The following is a 15,787-nucleotide window of genomic DNA, read 5'->3' as shown; positions in this document are numbered from 1 at the left end:
TCACTCCCAGGGGTTGATGCTGAGCTGCACCCTGAGGCGGTCCTCCGGCGCGGGCCGGGGCACGCGCAAGCGAAAGCCCTCGGGCACGAAGCCGCCGAGCGTCGCGAGGCCGGGATTGAGGGCGAGCAGCCGGTTCACGTTGCCCTCCTGCTCGGTGCCGCACCAGCGTTTGGCCGCCCGGTCCAGGCGGATCTCCTCCGGCACGGCCACGGTAACGGTCTCGCCCATCAAAAGCCCCCCGCCCGCTGCCCGACGAAGACCAGCTCGGCGGTGAACTCGTGGCGGTAGCCGAGCCCATCCGGCGCGGATTTGCCCTCCGTGCCGGTCACGTGCCGCACCAGCACGTCGCCCACGAGTTCGCCCACGGGGAAGCCCAGCCCCCCCGCGATCCCGTAGAGCCGCACGAAGGGCACCACGTCGCGCCGCTTCATGTGGGCGCGCAGGATCTCCCAATTGCGCAGGCCGCCGAACACGTGCGGCCGGGTGGCCAGCGTGATCGTGAGCGTCTCCTCGCCCATGGCGGTGGGCTGGTAGAACGGCTCATCGTCGAAGGGCTGATGCACGGCGATCACCGCCTGCCCGTCGTACTTGTAGTCCTGCGGGTTCAGGCCGATCCGTTCGGCCACGCAGGCGCCGATGAGGCAGAGCGGCCCGCTCATGCGAAGTCGTTCCCCGTGTCGTGGAGGGCGTCGTTGCGGGCCTCACGTGCCCGGCGGTCGGCCTCGCGGCGCACGCCCCGCTCCAGGCTCGCCACGTCGCGCACGCCGTGGACGTGGATCGGGTCGGGGCGTAATTGTCGGGGTTCTGCGCCACGGCCGCCACCCGGACCTCGCGGTCGAGGAGGACGAGATCGGTGAGCCCCTCGGCCGAGATCTTCTCCGGGTCGATGAGGCCGAGGCCGCGCCGCCTCTGGCCCTCGGCTTCGTTGATGTCGGAGATCGGGATCGCGTCCTCCAGGCCGTAATCCTGGGTGCCTCGGGTGCGCTCGACACCGGAGAACTCCACCCGGTTCACCCGGCCGCGCCGCCCGACCTCCGTGTCCGGCACGGTGAAGTGCTCGGCGAGCGGATACTCGGTCCACTTGTACCGCTCGCCCAGCACCGGCACGCGGGGCAGCACTTGGTCGGCGATCAGATCCTGCGCCTGGTTGCGGTAGCCGATCGCGATGGCGGTGATGACCGGATCGACGGGAAAGGGACGTTTGACGGGCACGCGGGGAACCTCCGAGGGGGGGACGGACGGGCTCAGCCGTCGAGGAAGCCGGGGTCGATGAGGGCGTCGAACACGTCGCCCGCGACGGCCGGCACCTGGGCGATGGCGATGACGGCGACCGTCTGGCCCGCCTGCTTCACCGCCTTCACGGCCCGGCCGTCGGCATCGCTGGTGAGGCGGTCGCCCGCCGCGATGGTCCCGCCCGCGCGCACCTCGGCGACGAGGGAAAGCTGGACGTCCACGAGGCCACCGGCATCGCCGCCCTGGCTGTCCGCGATGCCGGCGAGCGGATCCGTGGCGGCGGAGGCCTGCCGCACCGCGTTGCGCGGGCCGGCAAAGGCGATGATCGTGTAGGGCTCGACCGCCGCATCCGTGCGGCAGCTTTTGACGAGGCCGGGCTGCATCGGGGAGGAACTCCGGTTGAGGGCGGGTCAGGCGGTGGCTTTGGCGGTGGCCAGCGTCATGGCGTCGGCGAAGGAGATCGGCCGGCCGGCGGCGCGGTGCTCGTCCTGGATGGTCTGGGCGGCAGCGGCGAGCTGCGCGCTGTCGAGGATGGCGCCGCCTTCGGGCACGCGCCGCGCGTCGAGGCCGGAGGGCTGGAGGTTGGGCGCGGTGGCCGCGAGCATGGCGGTGACGCCCGCGAGGCCGTCATCGGTGGCGCAGAGCGTTTCGAGATGCTCGCGCTGGGCGGGGACGATCTTCCGGCCCTTCAGCGCGCCCTCGATCAGCGCGGAGACCTGCCGGTCGCGGTTGGCCTTCTCGACGGCGGCAAGCCGCGACGAGGCGGTGGAAAGCTGCGCCTGGAGCTGGGCGACCAGCTCGCCCTGTCCGGTCTTCAGCGTGGCGATGGCCGCGAGGCAGGCGGCCTCGTCCGCGCCCTCGGGCAAGCCGAGGGCGGTGGCGATGGGTGTCATCGGGGGCTCCGGGGTTGGGCCGCCCGCGCGGGCCAAAGTGGCATGGGCCAGGGCGGGTTGGCGGGCGAGCGCGGGCGAGGTGACGAGGGCGAGCGCCTTCAGCCGGGTCGCGCGGCCGTGGTCCTGAAAGAAGCTCGGGGAGGTGTAGAGGTACTGGCGCGCGGCGAGCAGCTCGCGGCCCCGGTCGAGCCACTCGACCTTCAGCTGGAGCCCGCCCTCGTGCTCACGCAGCTCGACGCCCCAGCCGACCGCAGGCGCCTCGCCGCCGAACACGCCGGCGGCGTCGGTGGCGTGGTTCACATCGACGGGGATCTTGATCGCGTCGTCCGCGAAGGCCGCCATCAGGGTCGCGGCGGAGACCTCGAAGGCCCGCCCGTCACGGGTCTCGACCCGGCCGACCTTGGGGAACACCGTCACCCACTCGGGCGCGCTGCCATCCTCCGGCAGGGCCACGGTGGCGGCGAACAGAGCGACGCCTGCGGCATCGGCTTGGTCGATCAGGCTGGGAAAGGCGGGGCGCGGCGGCATGACCGCGTTGTCGCGCGGTCACCGGCAGGGCCGCACCCGGAAGCGGTTCCGGGGTAGGCGCGTGGCCGGCGCCTTCCGGTGTGTCGCTTATGTCAGAGTAGGGTCAATGTGACGATGGGCGGGGCCGGTTTCGACCCAACTCAGCCGTCCGGATGGCCACTAGCAGATCTACAAAGCGGTCATCCGGACGTGGATCATCAGGGCACTAAGCGAAAGCTGGCCATTTCGATTTTTGATTCACCATTTAAGCTTAGACGCCATTCTGTATCAGCTTTATCGAATTTTACTTCGTATACATCACAGTCATCGGCGATCGAAATGCCCCTGAATTGGATCGATAGTAACTCGCCCCACCTTTGAAGGGCCCGCTTATTATCCGGTATTTGCTTTTCGAAAGCCCGCGCCAAGCCGGAAGACATTAGATCAGGTTCAGGGATGCCGAGTTGGGTTGCTTTGATGATACGACGAAGCGCCTGTTCACTACCGGATCTCGGCTCGTTTGTGGCCTTCCGTGCTTCGATGGACCGCTCGATAGAAGCTGCCTTTTCCCGGCTGATGCGCGGCGCAGATTGTTCGAGACCGTTTTGATGAAGCACTAACGAGGTGACCGCGCCATTATCGTCTCGTTCAAAGCTAAGCTGCGCCTTGATAAGCGAGTTTCTATAAAAAAATTTCGTCGGACTTTCCGCAAGCAACGAATAGAAAGTTTGACCTGTCAGCCTCGACATCAGCCCATCTTCATCGCGCTCAATGGTAAAGATGCTCTTGGTGGCCAATTCATAAAAGCCGACAAACTGATCCAGCGTTGTTAAATCGATCGAGATCGCTTTACGCGGGAGCGCCTGTTCCGCCGCTAGGCGTACAACCTTATCGGCAGCGCTTTCTGCGTTCGTTCGATCCGTCAGCTTCTGAACCTCTACCCGCAGCTGACGCCAGCTGGAGAACCCATATTTGCGGGCAACTTCCTTTTGGGCTGCCGACAACTGCGCAGTTGGATCTGACACACGCAGAGTCTTGAGCCGCGACTTCGCTTCGTTGCGAAGATGCTCAAGGTTCGGACGCTCTGGGAGGGCATTACTCTGAAGGGCGTGCGATAAGACGGCTTCGGCCATGGAATCCTTCCTTCCTCAGCGCCCATCGTCCGCGTTGCCGGGCAGGAAGTCAGGTCATGATCAAGGATGCCGAATGGGCTAAGCCCTTCACGCGGACCGTTGGCCTATCCTGAGGCCAAAGCTAGGTTACGTCCGGAGATGAAGGACGGCAAGAGGGGCTTGCAGTGGGGCATGTGCGCGCGGAACCGCAATGTCTTCTTCAATGCGTGTGTCGCTCGAAAGCCGAACGGCAAAAATCCACCCCAAGCCGCTATTCCAGCTCTGCACCATGTCGGCCGTGCAGGGAACTGTTGAAGCTTTCCAGAAGCGGACACTCATCGACGGCCAGATAAAAACGGCTGGCCGAATGGGTGGTCATTCATCGCAATCGTGTCGTGAAATCGTAAGGGTAGGCCCGTCATTCTGCGCCGCGAACAGGTGAGACCGTGATGCGGGAAGCGATCTGGGTAGGGTCTTTCATTTCGCTCATCCTCGCCGGATGGTTCTGGCAGGCTGCGCGAAACAACATGCGTTCCGCAAATGCACGCTTCGTGACTGAAGAAGAGACACGTGTTGCGATGGGTTACGTCGCTTGGGATCCAAGCACGCCAGGTGTAGTCCGGACATATCTCGTCATCAGCAGCGCATTCGCTTTCATCATGATGATTTCGGCAAGCGTCGGGGCTTGGTTCGCAGAGGCGCCCGCAATGGCTGCCCTACTAGCGATCGGAGCAATCGGCAGTCTATCTAACGTACTTTGGAAGCTGCTCTCGTTCAGAATGCAATAAAAATTGTAGCCAATAGCTCGCTCATGGATAACAAGGGCAGGAATTGGGGCTTCTGCGAACAATATTTATTTGGATCAAGCGGACTAGTGAGAAAGCATCCCCGTTTTCCATTCTCTATCTCGATCCGTTCACGGTTGCGCGGTTACATTGCGGCTGTGCGCGAATGCAAAGCATTGTCTCAGCGAGGTTTGTATGTTGCGTGAGGCAGTCAAAACTGTCGCACTCGCCTTAGTAGCCGGCGCGCTTTTCCTCGCTGCATTCTTATACCTAATCAGTCATGCTGGACTGGACAAACCCGATTGTGAGCCAGGTTTTTTTGGAACCAAGTGCATCGATTGACGGCGGATAGCCCTTGAATAGCGTCACAATCCCAGGGCCATATAAATTCTTTCGCACCTACGACGTGCCGCCCATCGAGGTGCCCCTCCCCATGGTGGTTGCCGCAGATGTGCCCACGCTGGTGCTCAAGGCCGTTGTGGCGGGTTTGGCCGGCATCATCAGCCTTTTCTTGGGAACGGTACTTTTTTGGCTCATCCTGACGAGTGATCGTCTGTGGCAACTCAGTTCAGTGATCACCCTTGTATGCCTATTGGGCTCCAGCGCCGTGTGTGTGGCCTTCACGTTCAAATGCGTGCGTCTCGCACAAGACCCGCAAGCCCAGTTGGAGATCACGGCAGAAGACGTGTTCGACAGGCGTCAGGATGCGCGGGTGGCCTGGAGCAACGTGCGCCACATGAGCACGATCTCAAACAAGCAGGGGTGGTCCGTCATCCGGTTGCGCCTGCATGCGCCCGTGCAGCGACGCCCTGTGGTGCCCCACTTGTACCTCGGGCTATCCAGCCTGTACTCCGACGATCGCTTCGACATCGCCATCAGGATGCTGGACGCGCGCCCCTACATTCTCGTGCACACCATGGCGGCGCTGGTACGCATGCACGGGGGCACCACTGAAGAACTCACGCAGTGGGGTTGGAACTGAGCGTGCCGTGAGATTGATCAGCCGCCTCATCCCCGACAGTCATGAGAGCTTCGTCATAACGGGCGACCCTAGCAACCTGCCATGAGGCTCGGATCGCGCGCTCGCCGAGCATCGGCAGCACGAGGTGCGGATCGACCACAGCGCGGCTGTGCAGCACGATGTCGTGGAGCTGTAAGGTCGGCCTCGACTAACCCCCGTGGGGCTATCCTGGCATGTTGCTGAGCGCCCGCAACAGGTCGGAAGCTGGAGCGACGACAACGTCTGCTTCATCGCAGAACCGTCCGGAAGCGGACTGGCGGGAAACCACCCCAAGCAGCCCTTCTGAGAGCGACCCACCCGGACGCGTAGACCGCGTGTCCCCGCCTCCCGAAACCGGCCATGCCCCGGATACGCATTGGTCCCGGGCTGGGGTGGCAAGCAGATCCACCAAACGTTACCGAGGATGCAGGTGGCGGCCCTTCCGCTTTGTACTGAACGACGCCCACGCGATGACATCATCGAGCGATAGCCGACCTACGGTCACTGTTCTGATCTCCGGAGGCTTCGAGTTAGCCTACCGAAAGGCGATCCCGGACTTCGAGCAGGAGACCGGCATCACGATTGAGACCCGGTCGGGGGCCTCGCAAGGAACCGGCCCGAAGACGATCCGCTACCAACTTGACCATGGTGCTGAGGTCGATGTCGTCATCCTGTCCAACGAAGGGCTTCATGAACTCATCGGCGCGGGCCTGATCGTCGAGGGCTCGATTGCCGAGCTTGCGACCGCTCCCCTTGCGGCTGCCGTGCAGACGGGTGCTCCGACGTTCGATGTCAGTTCAGTTCCGGCGCTCATCCAGACCCTACTGGATGCCCGCCTCGTCGTGATGCCGGGCAGCACCAGTGGCCTTTTCATCCAGAGGGAAATCCTTCCAGCGCTTGGCGTCGCCGACAAGGTTCGTCTGAAGGTCTATCCGCGAGGAACCGACTCGGCTGCAGCGCTGGCGGCAGGCGAGGCTGATCTTGCGTTGGGGCCCATCAGCGAACTCGTCAACATCCCTGGCGTCGAGCCGGTTGGGGCCCTTCCCGACGAAGTTCAACTCATTCAAACGTTCAGCGCAGCAACGGTGGCGACGGCCAAAAGCCCGGATCTGGCGAAACGTCTGATTGCTTTTCTACAGTCCGAAAAGGCCGAGGCCGCAATGAAGCAAGTCGGGATGAAGCCACTTCGATCAGATCGCGGAACGCCTGCATAGGATGTTGTGGCGTCTGCTTCGATGCACATGCCTTTCAGGTGCGGACGGGCAGGAAACGACCCCAAGCGGTCCTTCCGACCGCGACCCAACCCAGCCACATAAGACGCAGCTATTTCTTCCAGAAAGCAGCCTTTATCTGTGGCACAACGACTTCGGTTCGAAATGTGAACCAGACGCTTGAATACGCCTGCTCAGGGCAGAATCTCCCAGGTGATGCTTACCCTCGCCGTGATCCGTTCGATGCCCGGCTCGACCGGGATGACGGTTGTCACAGCACCACCGCTCGACGATGCACGCCGTGGTAGACTAGCCTCATTGCCATTAGCGCTATCAGGGTCCGGCTCGATGGTCAGTACGCGCCCAAGCCGAACCCCAGCTGCTTCCGCGTAAAGCTTTGCCTTGCGGACCACGTCCCTCGTCGCCTGGACCCGCAACTCATCTAAGGGACGCTGCTCGTCACCAACCGCAAAGCTGATACCCTCGAACACGTTCGCGCCCTTATCGATCAACGTACGGGCAAGCGCTCCGGCGCGGGTGGTATCGTGCAGCCGTACAGTCAGAGCATTGCGACCTTGGTAGCCCCGCAACGTGCGTTTCACCGTTTGCCCTTGCGGTCCACGCTCTTCATCGAACACCGGCGAGAGGGTAATCTCGGTCTTGAGGTCGCGCGGATCTATTCCTTGCGCCTTGATCTCGGAGATCACGCTCTGCGAACCACGGGCTGTTTCCTCTGCTGCGGCTGAAGCCGTGGGCCTCTCGACTGAGACGCTGAGCCGAAGGGTGGCAATATCCGGTACAACCTCGCGCGTTGCGGTCGAGGTCACGCTCATGCTGGGCAAGCGCGACTTGGGCTGATCCTCTTCCGCCGAAGCGCATGCGGCGGAGCAACCGACGATACCAACTGTAACGAGGGCAACCTTCAGCATTCTATCACCGAGGAACATGGTGGCGGCATGCTGCCACCGGCGATTGGAAATGGGCAAGGATTGAAAATTCTCAAATGTGCCGCTGCTATGGGTCGTGAGCGAGGGCGGCGTGGAGTCTGCTCTTATTCTTTCTCTCCTGAACGCATTTCCGCAGTAACCTACCCCAACCAGCCCTTTCCAGCTGCCCCATTAGAAACGCGGGGACAGCCATCGCTACGCTCCGAAAGTAGCAACTCATAACTTAAAATGGTCCGTACATCTGCTCATCCGTTGTACCAGCGAAGCGCCCCGCTATTTCCCAATAGGCGAGCGTGCCAACCGCGGCCTGCGCGACTGCTAATGTCGTATTCAAGATAACATCGGTAAAAATAGTGCTGTGTTTTTGATCAATTGCACTATATTTCGAAATTAATAAGCAAAAGAACAGCACAACAGTGACTAGCGCGGCCGTCATATACCAAGACAGGCACCGTATATGCTTTGCCTATCCTACAATAATGAATACCGTAAACGGAACTGAGCTGACAATCAGAGCGATTATCGCTGCGCCGATGAAGGCGATTATTGAAATTGGATTGAAGAAGGCGAAGAAAAACAATCCAATAGTGATGTGATCGGATGTGTAGATCACGCTTACTGCCATAATGGCAACTAGGGTTGCGGCCGAGCTTGTGATCATCCCGGCATATCCGAGTAGAACGCGCACCACGGCCAATCCCTCAGCACTGTCACAAGACAGCTGTAAATCACAGTGTTTGCTCTTGCCGGATGTCACAATAGGTCGCGAGCGAGCGGAACGATGACGGCTGCTTTTATGGTTTTCTAACTCGGAAGCGGACTGGCCGAAATCCACCCTCAACGGTCATTCCACATCCGGCCCAACCTCGCCGGTATGGCCGATACAAGCGACCGCCCAAAAGCGGATGTGAGGATGGGCGTTCCAATGAGGCTTGCTTGAGGGAACGGCTTCGCTGGAACATGGCAGCTTGCGGTCCTTCGGACCTCGATAGGATGATCGACCTCGAATGCGCAGGCAATCAGCTCTAGGAGTTGCAGCAGGCTTGTTGCTACTCGCTCCAAACATAGTGCAGAGCGCGAACCTTGATTGGCCTGCAGCAAAGGGACTTTCTTTCAAAATCACTCATGGTGTGGAGATAGGCCGCAATGCTACTGGTAAGCCCGCAGCTCAGTTAAGCTTTGTTTGCAGTGCGCAAGGTGGCCTGCACTTATTGCTTCGCACGCGCCTGCCTATCGAATATCCATATCGAAAAAATTTGATGGGAAGGGTCAATGACGTTTGGCTATACGTAGGAAAAGGAATCGAGCGCAAAATTCAATTCGTCTTTGATGTAGTGGCGCAGGGTCGCGGGAATGCGCAGGATTTAGATGAATGGATATTTGGTATAGATGATCCTGACACCATAGTTACACCTCAAATGTCAATGGAGCAGGTTGCTTCACTTGAAAATCTCTTCGGAACTACCCCTCCAACGAGGGTCTCAGTGGTAGGTATCTGGGAAACCGGTGTATTCATGGTTGGGGCTCATCCAGGTAGCGCGATACGCAAAATCCGAGAAAACTGCGTTGCGACATCGGACTGAGCCTCCGCGGTCGCTGGAGGGCTTAAGAATTGAGGTGACGCGCTGCGGTTCGGTGAGACAGAAATGCGTTGGATTATTCTAATCCCCGTAGGCTTAGCAGTGGTCTTTATGTCCTACGTCGCCTTTGGTGTTTACTCCATGGGATTTCGCTCTATGAGCGAGATGGATTTCGATGGCGATGGTTCAACGTCGATCTCCGAAATCATGACTGCGTTGGACGTGGTGAAAATCCCGAGCAAAGACCAGCCCGGTTGCATTGAGTATCTCGATGCGAAAGGAGGCACGCATGTCTATGCCGTGCGCTGCCCAAAAATCCGCTCAGGGTCGTGAGCGGTCTCTGCAACTCTGTCTCATTCGACGCATTCGAGTTTCGTTAGCAGACCGGCAGAAAACCACCCCGCGCAGCCATTCCCGCCCTCGATCCCTGCGTCGCTGGGTCCGCCGCCCCACCCGTCACAGCGAAGTGGCCCTCCAAGGGCCAGAACGGCTTCAATTCCGGCTTCAAGGAATTTGGCGCTCCGACAGGGCTTCACGGGGCGCAGCCCGCTCCACGGGGCGATTTTCGCGCTGACCGGTTCGTGCCCCCGGCATGGCGCGCCCGGTTGTCACGGCGCCGCCGGCGGTGCCCCCAGCAGCTCTTCCCCCGCCTCCGGCTCCGAAAGGGCGAGCTTGTGGCGCATCTGGCGCTGGGACACGCGCAGGCCGAGCGGCACGAGGCGGGCCACCGCCTCTGACAGGGCGGTGATGTCCTCCGGCCGGGCCACGGGGAAGGACACCTGCGGGTAGCGGTCCTGCGGGCCGAAGTTGAAGGCGACGAAGTACGGGATCAGATCCCGGTTGATCGTGCCCGCCGTCTGCTGGCCGTCCGCGCGCTTGATGTCGAGGCGGACCTCGTTGTGCACCTTGGCCTGGGCGAGGCTGCCCGACGAGCCCGCGTCGGCCGTCATGGTCTGGCCAAGCACCACCTTCGAGATCTGCAGATCGAGGTAGCGGATCAACTCGCCGAACACCGCCTCGCCGTGCTGCCCGGAGACGGAGACGAACTCCATCTCCATGCCGAGCGGCACGATGGCGGCGCCGTCGTTGGCGATGTCGCGCACCGCCCGGTAGAGGGTGCGCTTGTCGTCGGCCGTGGCGTTCGGCCCATAGCGGCCGATGCGGAAGGGGATGCCGTAGATCTCCGAGAAGGCCGCCCAATCCTGCAGGGTGAAGCTCTGGATCAGGAAGGCCCAGGCCGCCGGGCGGGCGAGGCCGCGCCGGAGCGGCACGCCCGTCTCGATGGCGGGTACGTGGCGCAGGAACACGCCGTCGCGCACCGGCACGCCGTCGAGGTCCGTGTCGCTGGCGAGCCGCAGCTCCCGCTGCGTCACCCGGTCGACCTGGAAGAAGCGCGGGTCGCGGTGCTCGTAGCGCACCGGCCGCAGCATCCCGCGCTGGTAGTCCCAGATCGGCTCGACGATGGCGTAGCCCTTGGGCACTGCATCCTGCAGCTCGGAGCAGGCGGCGCGGAAGCCCGGCTCATTCACCAGCTCGGTGACGGCATCGACGATCTTGGCGGGGCAGCCTTCGGGGGCCGAGACCGAGGGCTCGATCGTGTCGAAGGCGAGCCGCCGCACCTGCAACTGCGAGCGGTAGTGCATGTACCGCTCCTGCATCTCCATCGCGAGGGTGAGGTAGGCGCGGGCGTGGCCGACATCCGCCTGCCGCATGATGGCCGCGAGGCGCTCCGGCGTCAGACCCGAGGCGACGCCCGCCAGGCGTAAGCTGCGCGCGCCCCATTCGGTCGGTGGCGCCACCTCCTCGGTGAGGAGGGGCATCTCGAACGGATGACCGTCAGGGCCTAGGATTGTCGAGCGGCGGGTGCTCACCATAGGGCGCGGCCTCGGCTGTCCTCGGGTCTCAGGAAGTCGGCAAGGCCGCCATCGCCGGTCACGGGCTCGTAGCCGTAGGTCACCGGGTCGGCGCGGCTGGCGGCGTAGGCCATGACGGCGGCGACAAAGGCGTCGCAGTGGCGGGTGGTGCCGCCTTCGCCCGCCTGCCGCAGGGGCGGGATTGCCGGGATGCCGGCGCGGTAGACAGGGGTGGCGAGATCGCGGACGATCTCGGCATCCTTGGGCACGACGATCGCCCCGTCCTCGAAGGCCGCCTTACACGGCGCCACCTCGGCGAGGTACCAACCGGCGGAGATCTTCACCTCCTCGACCACGTGCGCGCCGTAGCGCTGCTGGGCGACCTCGGCGAGGTAGGCGCCGTTACCGGTGGCATCGAGCTTGGCCGCGAAGAACCTCGGCAGACGGTCGCAGAGGTAGAACAGGATCTGCCGCTGCTGTTCGAACGGGATGTTGGCGAGTTCGACCACGAAGGGCGTCTCGCGGGTGAGGCTCTTCGTGATCGCCAGTGGCCAGAAGATCGTGAGATCGGAGACGCGCCCGAAATCGCCGCCCAGCGCGTGGGCGAGCGTGCAGTCGAGGGTGGCGAGCAGCGGCGCCAGCTCGCGCTCGCACCACTCGTGAATCGTCGCCTCGCGCACCTCCACCGGCAGCAGCTTGAAGCTCGTGGGCTGCGAGAGCCGCACCACCGGGATGCCCTCGCGGGCGCGGGCCTCCACCAGCACGCGGGGCAGGACCACGCCGCCGCCCTGGCTCGGCACGACATAGAGCTCCTCGTCGGCGCCCTCGCCGTAGCGGCGGATCAGCTTCTCCCGCCACTCGGCCTCGGCCTCCGGCGACCACGTCTCGCGCCCCTGCGAGACGAGGCAGATCCGCTCGTAGAGCCCGGCGCGCAGGGCATCGTCGAGATCGAAGCGCACGAGGCCGTAGGGCAGACGCCCCGCGCGGATCTCCGCGATGGTCTCGGCGAACGGGTTGGCGGCGCCGTTATGGGTCGAGATCGCGCTCGGTGCGGTTCAGCCGCGCCTCGACGGCGTTGAGGCGGCGCTCCAGGGCGCGCAGCCGCACCCGCTCGGCGGATGGGAGCCGCGCGGCCCGGCGCACCACGAGGGTCGCGGCGAGCGCCATGACGGCCACGGCGAACAGGCTGACGGTGAGCGCGGCGAGGTCGAGTTCGGCCAGCAGGCGCAGGAGCCCGTTCATCGCACCAACTCCGCGAGGTCGGCCTCGGTGATCGCCGAGGCCAGGAGGCGCCCGTCGCGCACGGCGCGCAGGACTTCGATCGCCCGGCGCAGCTGCGCGCGCATCAATTCGACATCGGCCTGCAGCTCCACGGCGCGCAGGCGGTGGCTGTCGCGGTCGAGTTCTTGGCGCTCCATCTCGGCGCGGAGCGCGACCTCGCGGGCGGCGAGCTTGTCGACCTCACTGATCAGGCGATCCACGAAATCGAGGCTCTGCCGGTCGGCCTTGCGGCCGAGTTGCAGCCCGCCGAACTGGACGCACAGCGCCAGCACCACGCCGAGGCCCACGACCACGGCCAGCACGAGGGCGCCCCACGGCCCGAGGCTCTCGACGATGCGCGCCGCGCTCTCGGCGGCCTTGCCCCACCCGTCCATCTCACCGGCCCGCCGGGGGCTGGCAGAGGCGGCGCCACTTCCGGTTCTCCCGGTCGGCCTGCTCCTTGGTGGCGCGGGTATCCCGCGCCGACCAGAGGACCGGCCGGGCGATGTCGCAATAGCTCGCCTCGGGCGGCGGAGCGTCGGCCGGGCTGCACTGGAACAGGACGAGGAAGCCGACGCAGGTCAGCATCAGTCGGGTCTCCGAAAGGTCGTGTCGAAAGCGGCGTCGGTCGGGTCGGCCCGGTGGGCGGCCTCGGCTTGCGCCTCCACGTCGCGGGCGAGGCGCGTGGCGGCCGTCGCGCGCACCAGCGCGGTGGCCAGGGCCTCGCTGCGGCCGAGGCCGCGCTCGCGCTCGGCATGGGCCCGTGCCACCAGGGCGGTCACGAGCTGGAGGACGAGCCGCACGAGGGCGAGCACGCTCATCGGCTCAGCCGATGCGCCGGGTCGCCGAGACCCGGCCCCAGAGGCCGAGGAGCGAGCCGAGCAGCGCGGCGCCTGCGGCCAGCAGGGTGGTGAGCTGGTCGGCCACGACCTGCTGCGTGCCGGCATCGACCTTCACGCCGAAGAACCCGGCGATGACGGCGACGATGGCGAGCAGCGAGCCGATGATGCCCTTCGAGAGGTACCAGGGCTTGGTGGCGTCGGTGGTGTCCATGGGTCAGCTCCGTGGTGAGGTGTGGCGCTCCCGCGCGCCGGAGGGGACGGCCCACTCAGGGCCGCCGGGATCAGGCTTCGTCGGTGGAGAGGGCGCCGCGTGCCGCCAGCACCCGCACCCCGCCGGGCGCGGGCGCCGGGGCGGTGGCGGGCCAGCGGACACCGACGAGGCGGGCCTTCGCGATGCGCGTGAGGCCGACGCGGTCGGATTGGTTGCCGCCGAGCACGTGGAGCGCGGCCTCGTCCTCGCCGGCATAGAAGCCGACATGGCCGCCGCCCGTGCGCCGGAAGACGCAGACGGCGCCGACCCGCCCGGCCGGGAGCGCCCGGCCGAACTCGGCCCAGGCGAGCGCGGAGAGCGGGTTGGCCGGAAGGGGCTCATCGGGCAGCGTGGCGCCGAGGCAATGGGCGGCGAACAGCCCGCACCAGGGCGTGGCATCGTTCCGGTAGAACCGCGCCGCGACACCGCCGAGCGCCTTCGCCCAGGCGAGGATGACGGGGTTGGAGGTGGCGCCGGACGCTTCGGCCGTACCCTGGAGGCGCTGCGCTTCGGCGAACCACACGGGCACCGGCATGGGCGCCGGCTCGTCGGGGAACAGCAGAGCAAGGGTGGCGCGAGAGGCGATGCCGTCCGGGTGGAGCCGGTGGGTTTCCTGAAACGCCTTCAGCGCCGCGATGGAGCGCCGGCCCCAGACGCCATCGACTTGGGCGGGCCCGAGATCATAGCCGAGCGCGAGGAGCCTCGTTTGGATCGCGGCGGGGGACATGGGTGGGTCCGGGATCGGGGGCGAAGGGCGTGTCCTTCAGTCCCGCGACGATCCCGGAATTGCGCTTGGGCCGGACCCCGGAAGCGGTTCCGGGGGAGAAACTGAATCGTCGTACCAACGATCATCATATTGATAGTCGAAAATAATCCGAACCTGGCTCTCCTGAGTGCTGCAATGCGGCAGCATTGTAGCAATTTCGTCGCCGATTTTTCTATTCGATTCGTCGATAGAACGTATTGACAATATCATGCGAATTTAGATGCTTAATAAGCTCCGAATCAAAAACGGGGCTCACCACAGGCCGCGGGGAGTACGTTCTCATGAACGCCCACGATGATGCCACAAGGTCAACCGAGGAAACCGTGTTCTCGCTTCATGCGGCGGTTTCGACACAAACTGTTCGTTTCGGAACAAATCGAAAGTACGTCGGCCCGCCGGATCAATTTGGATCGGATTTTGAATGGGGTCCGAACGACACGCGATACCACGCGGGAACGATCACGATACCACGGCCTCTGCAACAAGTGACCCTGACGCAAAGGACGGCGGCGGCCGAGGCTACCCAAAGCAAGGTCGATCTCGCCCAGGAACCAAGGAAGGTCATCCGCGACTTCCTGGATGATGCCTCCCACCAGGGACGGATTGCATATGCGGGTTCGAGGCAGTCTCTTGTATTCATCCACGGCTATGCATTCAAGTTCATTGAGATTGCTGACGTCGAGGCGGCCATCGTAAGCAACTACGGCTCACCCAATAATCTTTTTTTCTCCTGGCCATCATATGGCAACCATTTCAAGTACCCAGAAGATCGGACCCATGCCTACGGCTCTGGCGCGGCCGCAGGGCAATTCTTACGGGACTTGCTGGATGAAGTCGCCGCGGCGGAGATCCCTCCCCGACTCAGCCTGATCTGCCATTCCATGGGTAACAGGGTTATGAGTTCGATCGCCCAGGCCTTGAAGGATCCCAAATACCTGAAGCCATACTTCGAGCATATTTTGCTCTTTGCGGCGGATGAGGATTACGCGGCCTTTAATGATCCAGGCAAGTTGCGGCCTGTCTTGCAGATGTACAAGCATAGCTTGAATATCTACACCAATGGCAATGATGGCGCACTGGCCGCAGGCCAACTCGCGAATGGCTTTACGCCGGAGCTCGGCCAATATGGACCCTACTCCTTCCCACTTCAGGACGATTATGGCGCGGCGATCACGAGCGCGTTTTGGCTGAATTGCACCGGGGTCGCGGACTCGATCGGCGGCACCCTCGGGCACCAGTACTTCCGCCTCTCGCCGGAAGCCATGGCTGACGCGCGGCATGTCCTGGAAGGCTTGCCACCTGCGGCGATCCCGGGGCGTGAGCGCGACAACGATTACGGCGGGCAGCGGTACACTATTAAGGCATCCTGAGAGTGCAGGGTCGCACTGAAGTACAAAGTCATTGAATTTAGTTTCTTTCAAAAATCGACGCGAGTTCTCTTCCAAACTCATCGCTCACCAAAGCGGTTCTATAAGTAAATAAAACTTTCACGTAAATACAAGATATTGTTCGATGAATAATCGTTAAATCGAACGATAAAACACGTCA

The 15,787-nt window shown here is 63.4% G+C and carries 22 protein-coding genes; 6 read left to right on the top strand and 16 right to left on the bottom strand.

All coding sequences use genetic code 11. The features are described 5' to 3' along the window. From J4O73_RS08910 to J4O73_RS08885, 6 genes are all read right to left on the bottom strand, one after another. A complete protein-coding gene (locus tag J4O73_RS08910; RefSeq protein WP_426216523.1) occupies window positions 1–228 on the bottom strand; it encodes a tail protein X in 228 nt (75 codons plus the stop codon). Next, window positions 228–626, bottom strand: coding sequence for a phage tail protein (locus J4O73_RS08905; RefSeq protein WP_426216521.1), 399 nt, complete (start codon window positions 624–626; stop codon window positions 228–230). Before J4O73_RS08905 ends, J4O73_RS08910 begins: the two co-directional genes overlap by 1 nt. Further along, on the bottom strand, window positions 541–1,212 hold the full coding sequence (locus tag J4O73_RS08900) for a hypothetical protein (RefSeq protein ID WP_426216519.1): 672 nt from the start codon (window positions 1,210–1,212) through the stop codon (window positions 541–543). The genes J4O73_RS08905 and J4O73_RS08900 overlap by 86 nt, the downstream gene beginning before the upstream one ends. A 32-nt stretch (window positions 1,213–1,244) precedes the next feature. After that, a complete protein-coding gene (locus J4O73_RS08895; protein WP_426216517.1) occupies window positions 1,245–1,616 on the bottom strand; it encodes a hypothetical protein in 372 nt (123 codons plus the stop codon). Between the two features lie 27 nt (window positions 1,617–1,643). Then, entirely contained in the window at window positions 1,644–2,654 is a 1,011-nt protein-coding gene (locus tag J4O73_RS08890) for a phage protease (protein WP_426216515.1), read from the bottom strand. A gap of 197 nt (window positions 2,655–2,851) precedes the next feature. After that, entirely contained in the window at window positions 2,852–3,766 is a 915-nt protein-coding gene (locus tag J4O73_RS08885) for a DUF3471 domain-containing protein (protein WP_426216513.1), read from the bottom strand. 428 nt (window positions 3,767–4,194) lie between these two features. Here J4O73_RS08885 and J4O73_RS08880 point away from each other — a divergent pair, with 428 nt between their 5' ends. From J4O73_RS08880 to J4O73_RS08870, 3 genes are all read left to right on the top strand, one after another. Further along, the gene (locus tag J4O73_RS08880; RefSeq protein ID WP_426216511.1) at window positions 4,195–4,533 is read left to right on the top strand and encodes a hypothetical protein; all 339 of its coding nucleotides are present in this window, start codon (window positions 4,195–4,197) and stop codon (window positions 4,531–4,533) included. A 352-nt stretch (window positions 4,534–4,885) separates the two neighbouring features. Next, entirely contained in the window at window positions 4,886–5,512 is a 627-nt protein-coding gene (locus tag J4O73_RS08875; protein WP_426216509.1) for a hypothetical protein, read from the top strand. Window positions 5,513–6,000: 488 nt separating this feature from the next. Next, window positions 6,001–6,744 carry a substrate-binding domain-containing protein gene (locus J4O73_RS08870; protein WP_426216507.1) on the top strand — a complete coding sequence of 248 codons (744 nt, stop codon included), beginning with the start codon at window positions 6,001–6,003 and terminating at the stop codon, window positions 6,742–6,744. Between the two features lie 191 nt (window positions 6,745–6,935). On the opposite strand, the gene J4O73_RS08865 is transcribed toward J4O73_RS08870, so the two are convergent. Together J4O73_RS08865 and J4O73_RS08860 are read right to left on the bottom strand one after the other, a co-directional pair. Further along, window positions 6,936–7,670: an SIMPL domain-containing protein gene (locus J4O73_RS08865; protein ID WP_426216505.1), complete on the bottom strand. Its 735-nt coding sequence runs from the start codon at window positions 7,668–7,670 to the stop codon at window positions 6,936–6,938. 484 nt (window positions 7,671–8,154) lie between these two features. Beyond that, complete coding sequence (locus tag J4O73_RS08860; protein WP_426216503.1) at window positions 8,155–8,523, bottom strand: hypothetical protein; 369 nt, start codon at window positions 8,521–8,523, stop codon at window positions 8,155–8,157. Window positions 8,524–8,731: 208 nt separating this feature from the next. Between J4O73_RS08860 and J4O73_RS08855 the strand changes: the two genes are divergently transcribed. Continuing rightward, the gene (locus tag J4O73_RS08855; protein ID WP_426216501.1) at window positions 8,732–9,271 is read left to right on the top strand and encodes a hypothetical protein; all 540 of its coding nucleotides are present in this window, start codon (window positions 8,732–8,734) and stop codon (window positions 9,269–9,271) included. A 153-nt stretch (window positions 9,272–9,424) separates the two neighbouring features. Then, the gene (locus J4O73_RS08850; RefSeq protein WP_426216500.1) at window positions 9,425–9,601 is read left to right on the top strand and encodes a hypothetical protein; all 177 of its coding nucleotides are present in this window, start codon (window positions 9,425–9,427) and stop codon (window positions 9,599–9,601) included. A gap of 275 nt (window positions 9,602–9,876) precedes the next feature. Here the strand turns inward: J4O73_RS08850 and J4O73_RS08845 are convergent, their stop codons facing one another. From J4O73_RS08845 to J4O73_RS08810, 8 genes are all read right to left on the bottom strand, one after another. Next, window positions 9,877–11,088 carry a phage portal protein family protein gene (locus J4O73_RS08845; protein WP_426216498.1) on the bottom strand — a complete coding sequence of 404 codons (1,212 nt, stop codon included), beginning with the start codon at window positions 11,086–11,088 and terminating at the stop codon, window positions 9,877–9,879. 47 nt (window positions 11,089–11,135) lie between these two features. Then, entirely contained in the window at window positions 11,136–12,080 is a 945-nt protein-coding gene (locus J4O73_RS08840; protein ID WP_426216496.1) for a hypothetical protein, read from the bottom strand. Between the two features lie 67 nt (window positions 12,081–12,147). After that, a complete protein-coding gene (locus tag J4O73_RS08835; protein ID WP_426216494.1) occupies window positions 12,148–12,363 on the bottom strand; it encodes a hypothetical protein in 216 nt (71 codons plus the stop codon). After that, window positions 12,360–12,776: a hypothetical protein gene (locus J4O73_RS08830; RefSeq protein ID WP_426216493.1), complete on the bottom strand. Its 417-nt coding sequence runs from the start codon at window positions 12,774–12,776 to the stop codon at window positions 12,360–12,362. Before J4O73_RS08830 ends, J4O73_RS08835 begins: the two co-directional genes overlap by 4 nt. Window position 12,777: 1 nt before the next feature. After that, complete coding sequence (locus J4O73_RS08825; RefSeq protein ID WP_426216491.1) at window positions 12,778–12,969, bottom strand: hypothetical protein; 192 nt, start codon at window positions 12,967–12,969, stop codon at window positions 12,778–12,780. After that, window positions 12,969–13,202, bottom strand: coding sequence for a hypothetical protein (locus J4O73_RS08820; RefSeq protein ID WP_426216489.1), 234 nt, complete (start codon window positions 13,200–13,202; stop codon window positions 12,969–12,971). The genes J4O73_RS08825 and J4O73_RS08820 overlap by 1 nt, the downstream gene beginning before the upstream one ends. 4 nt (window positions 13,203–13,206) lie before the next feature. Next, entirely contained in the window at window positions 13,207–13,434 is a 228-nt protein-coding gene (locus tag J4O73_RS08815) for a hypothetical protein (RefSeq protein WP_426216487.1), read from the bottom strand. A gap of 70 nt (window positions 13,435–13,504) precedes the next feature. Further along, window positions 13,505–14,200, bottom strand: a complete 696-nt coding sequence (locus tag J4O73_RS08810) for a TIGR02594 family protein (RefSeq protein ID WP_426216485.1) — start codon at window positions 14,198–14,200, stop codon at window positions 13,505–13,507. A 320-nt stretch (window positions 14,201–14,520) separates the two neighbouring features. On the opposite strand from J4O73_RS08810, the gene J4O73_RS08805 reads away from it, so the two are divergent. Next, window positions 14,521–15,609: an alpha/beta hydrolase gene (locus J4O73_RS08805; RefSeq protein ID WP_426216483.1), complete on the top strand. Its 1,089-nt coding sequence runs from the start codon at window positions 14,521–14,523 to the stop codon at window positions 15,607–15,609. Window positions 15,610–15,787 lie beyond the last annotated feature (178 nt).

Origin of the sequence: Methylobacterium sp. NFXW15, assembly GCF_049887755.1 — a bacterium.
GTDB lineage: Bacteria > Pseudomonadota > Alphaproteobacteria > Rhizobiales > Beijerinckiaceae > Methylobacterium.
Note: the sequence above shows the minus strand (reverse complement) of the source record. Positions and strands in the feature narration are given on the sequence as shown.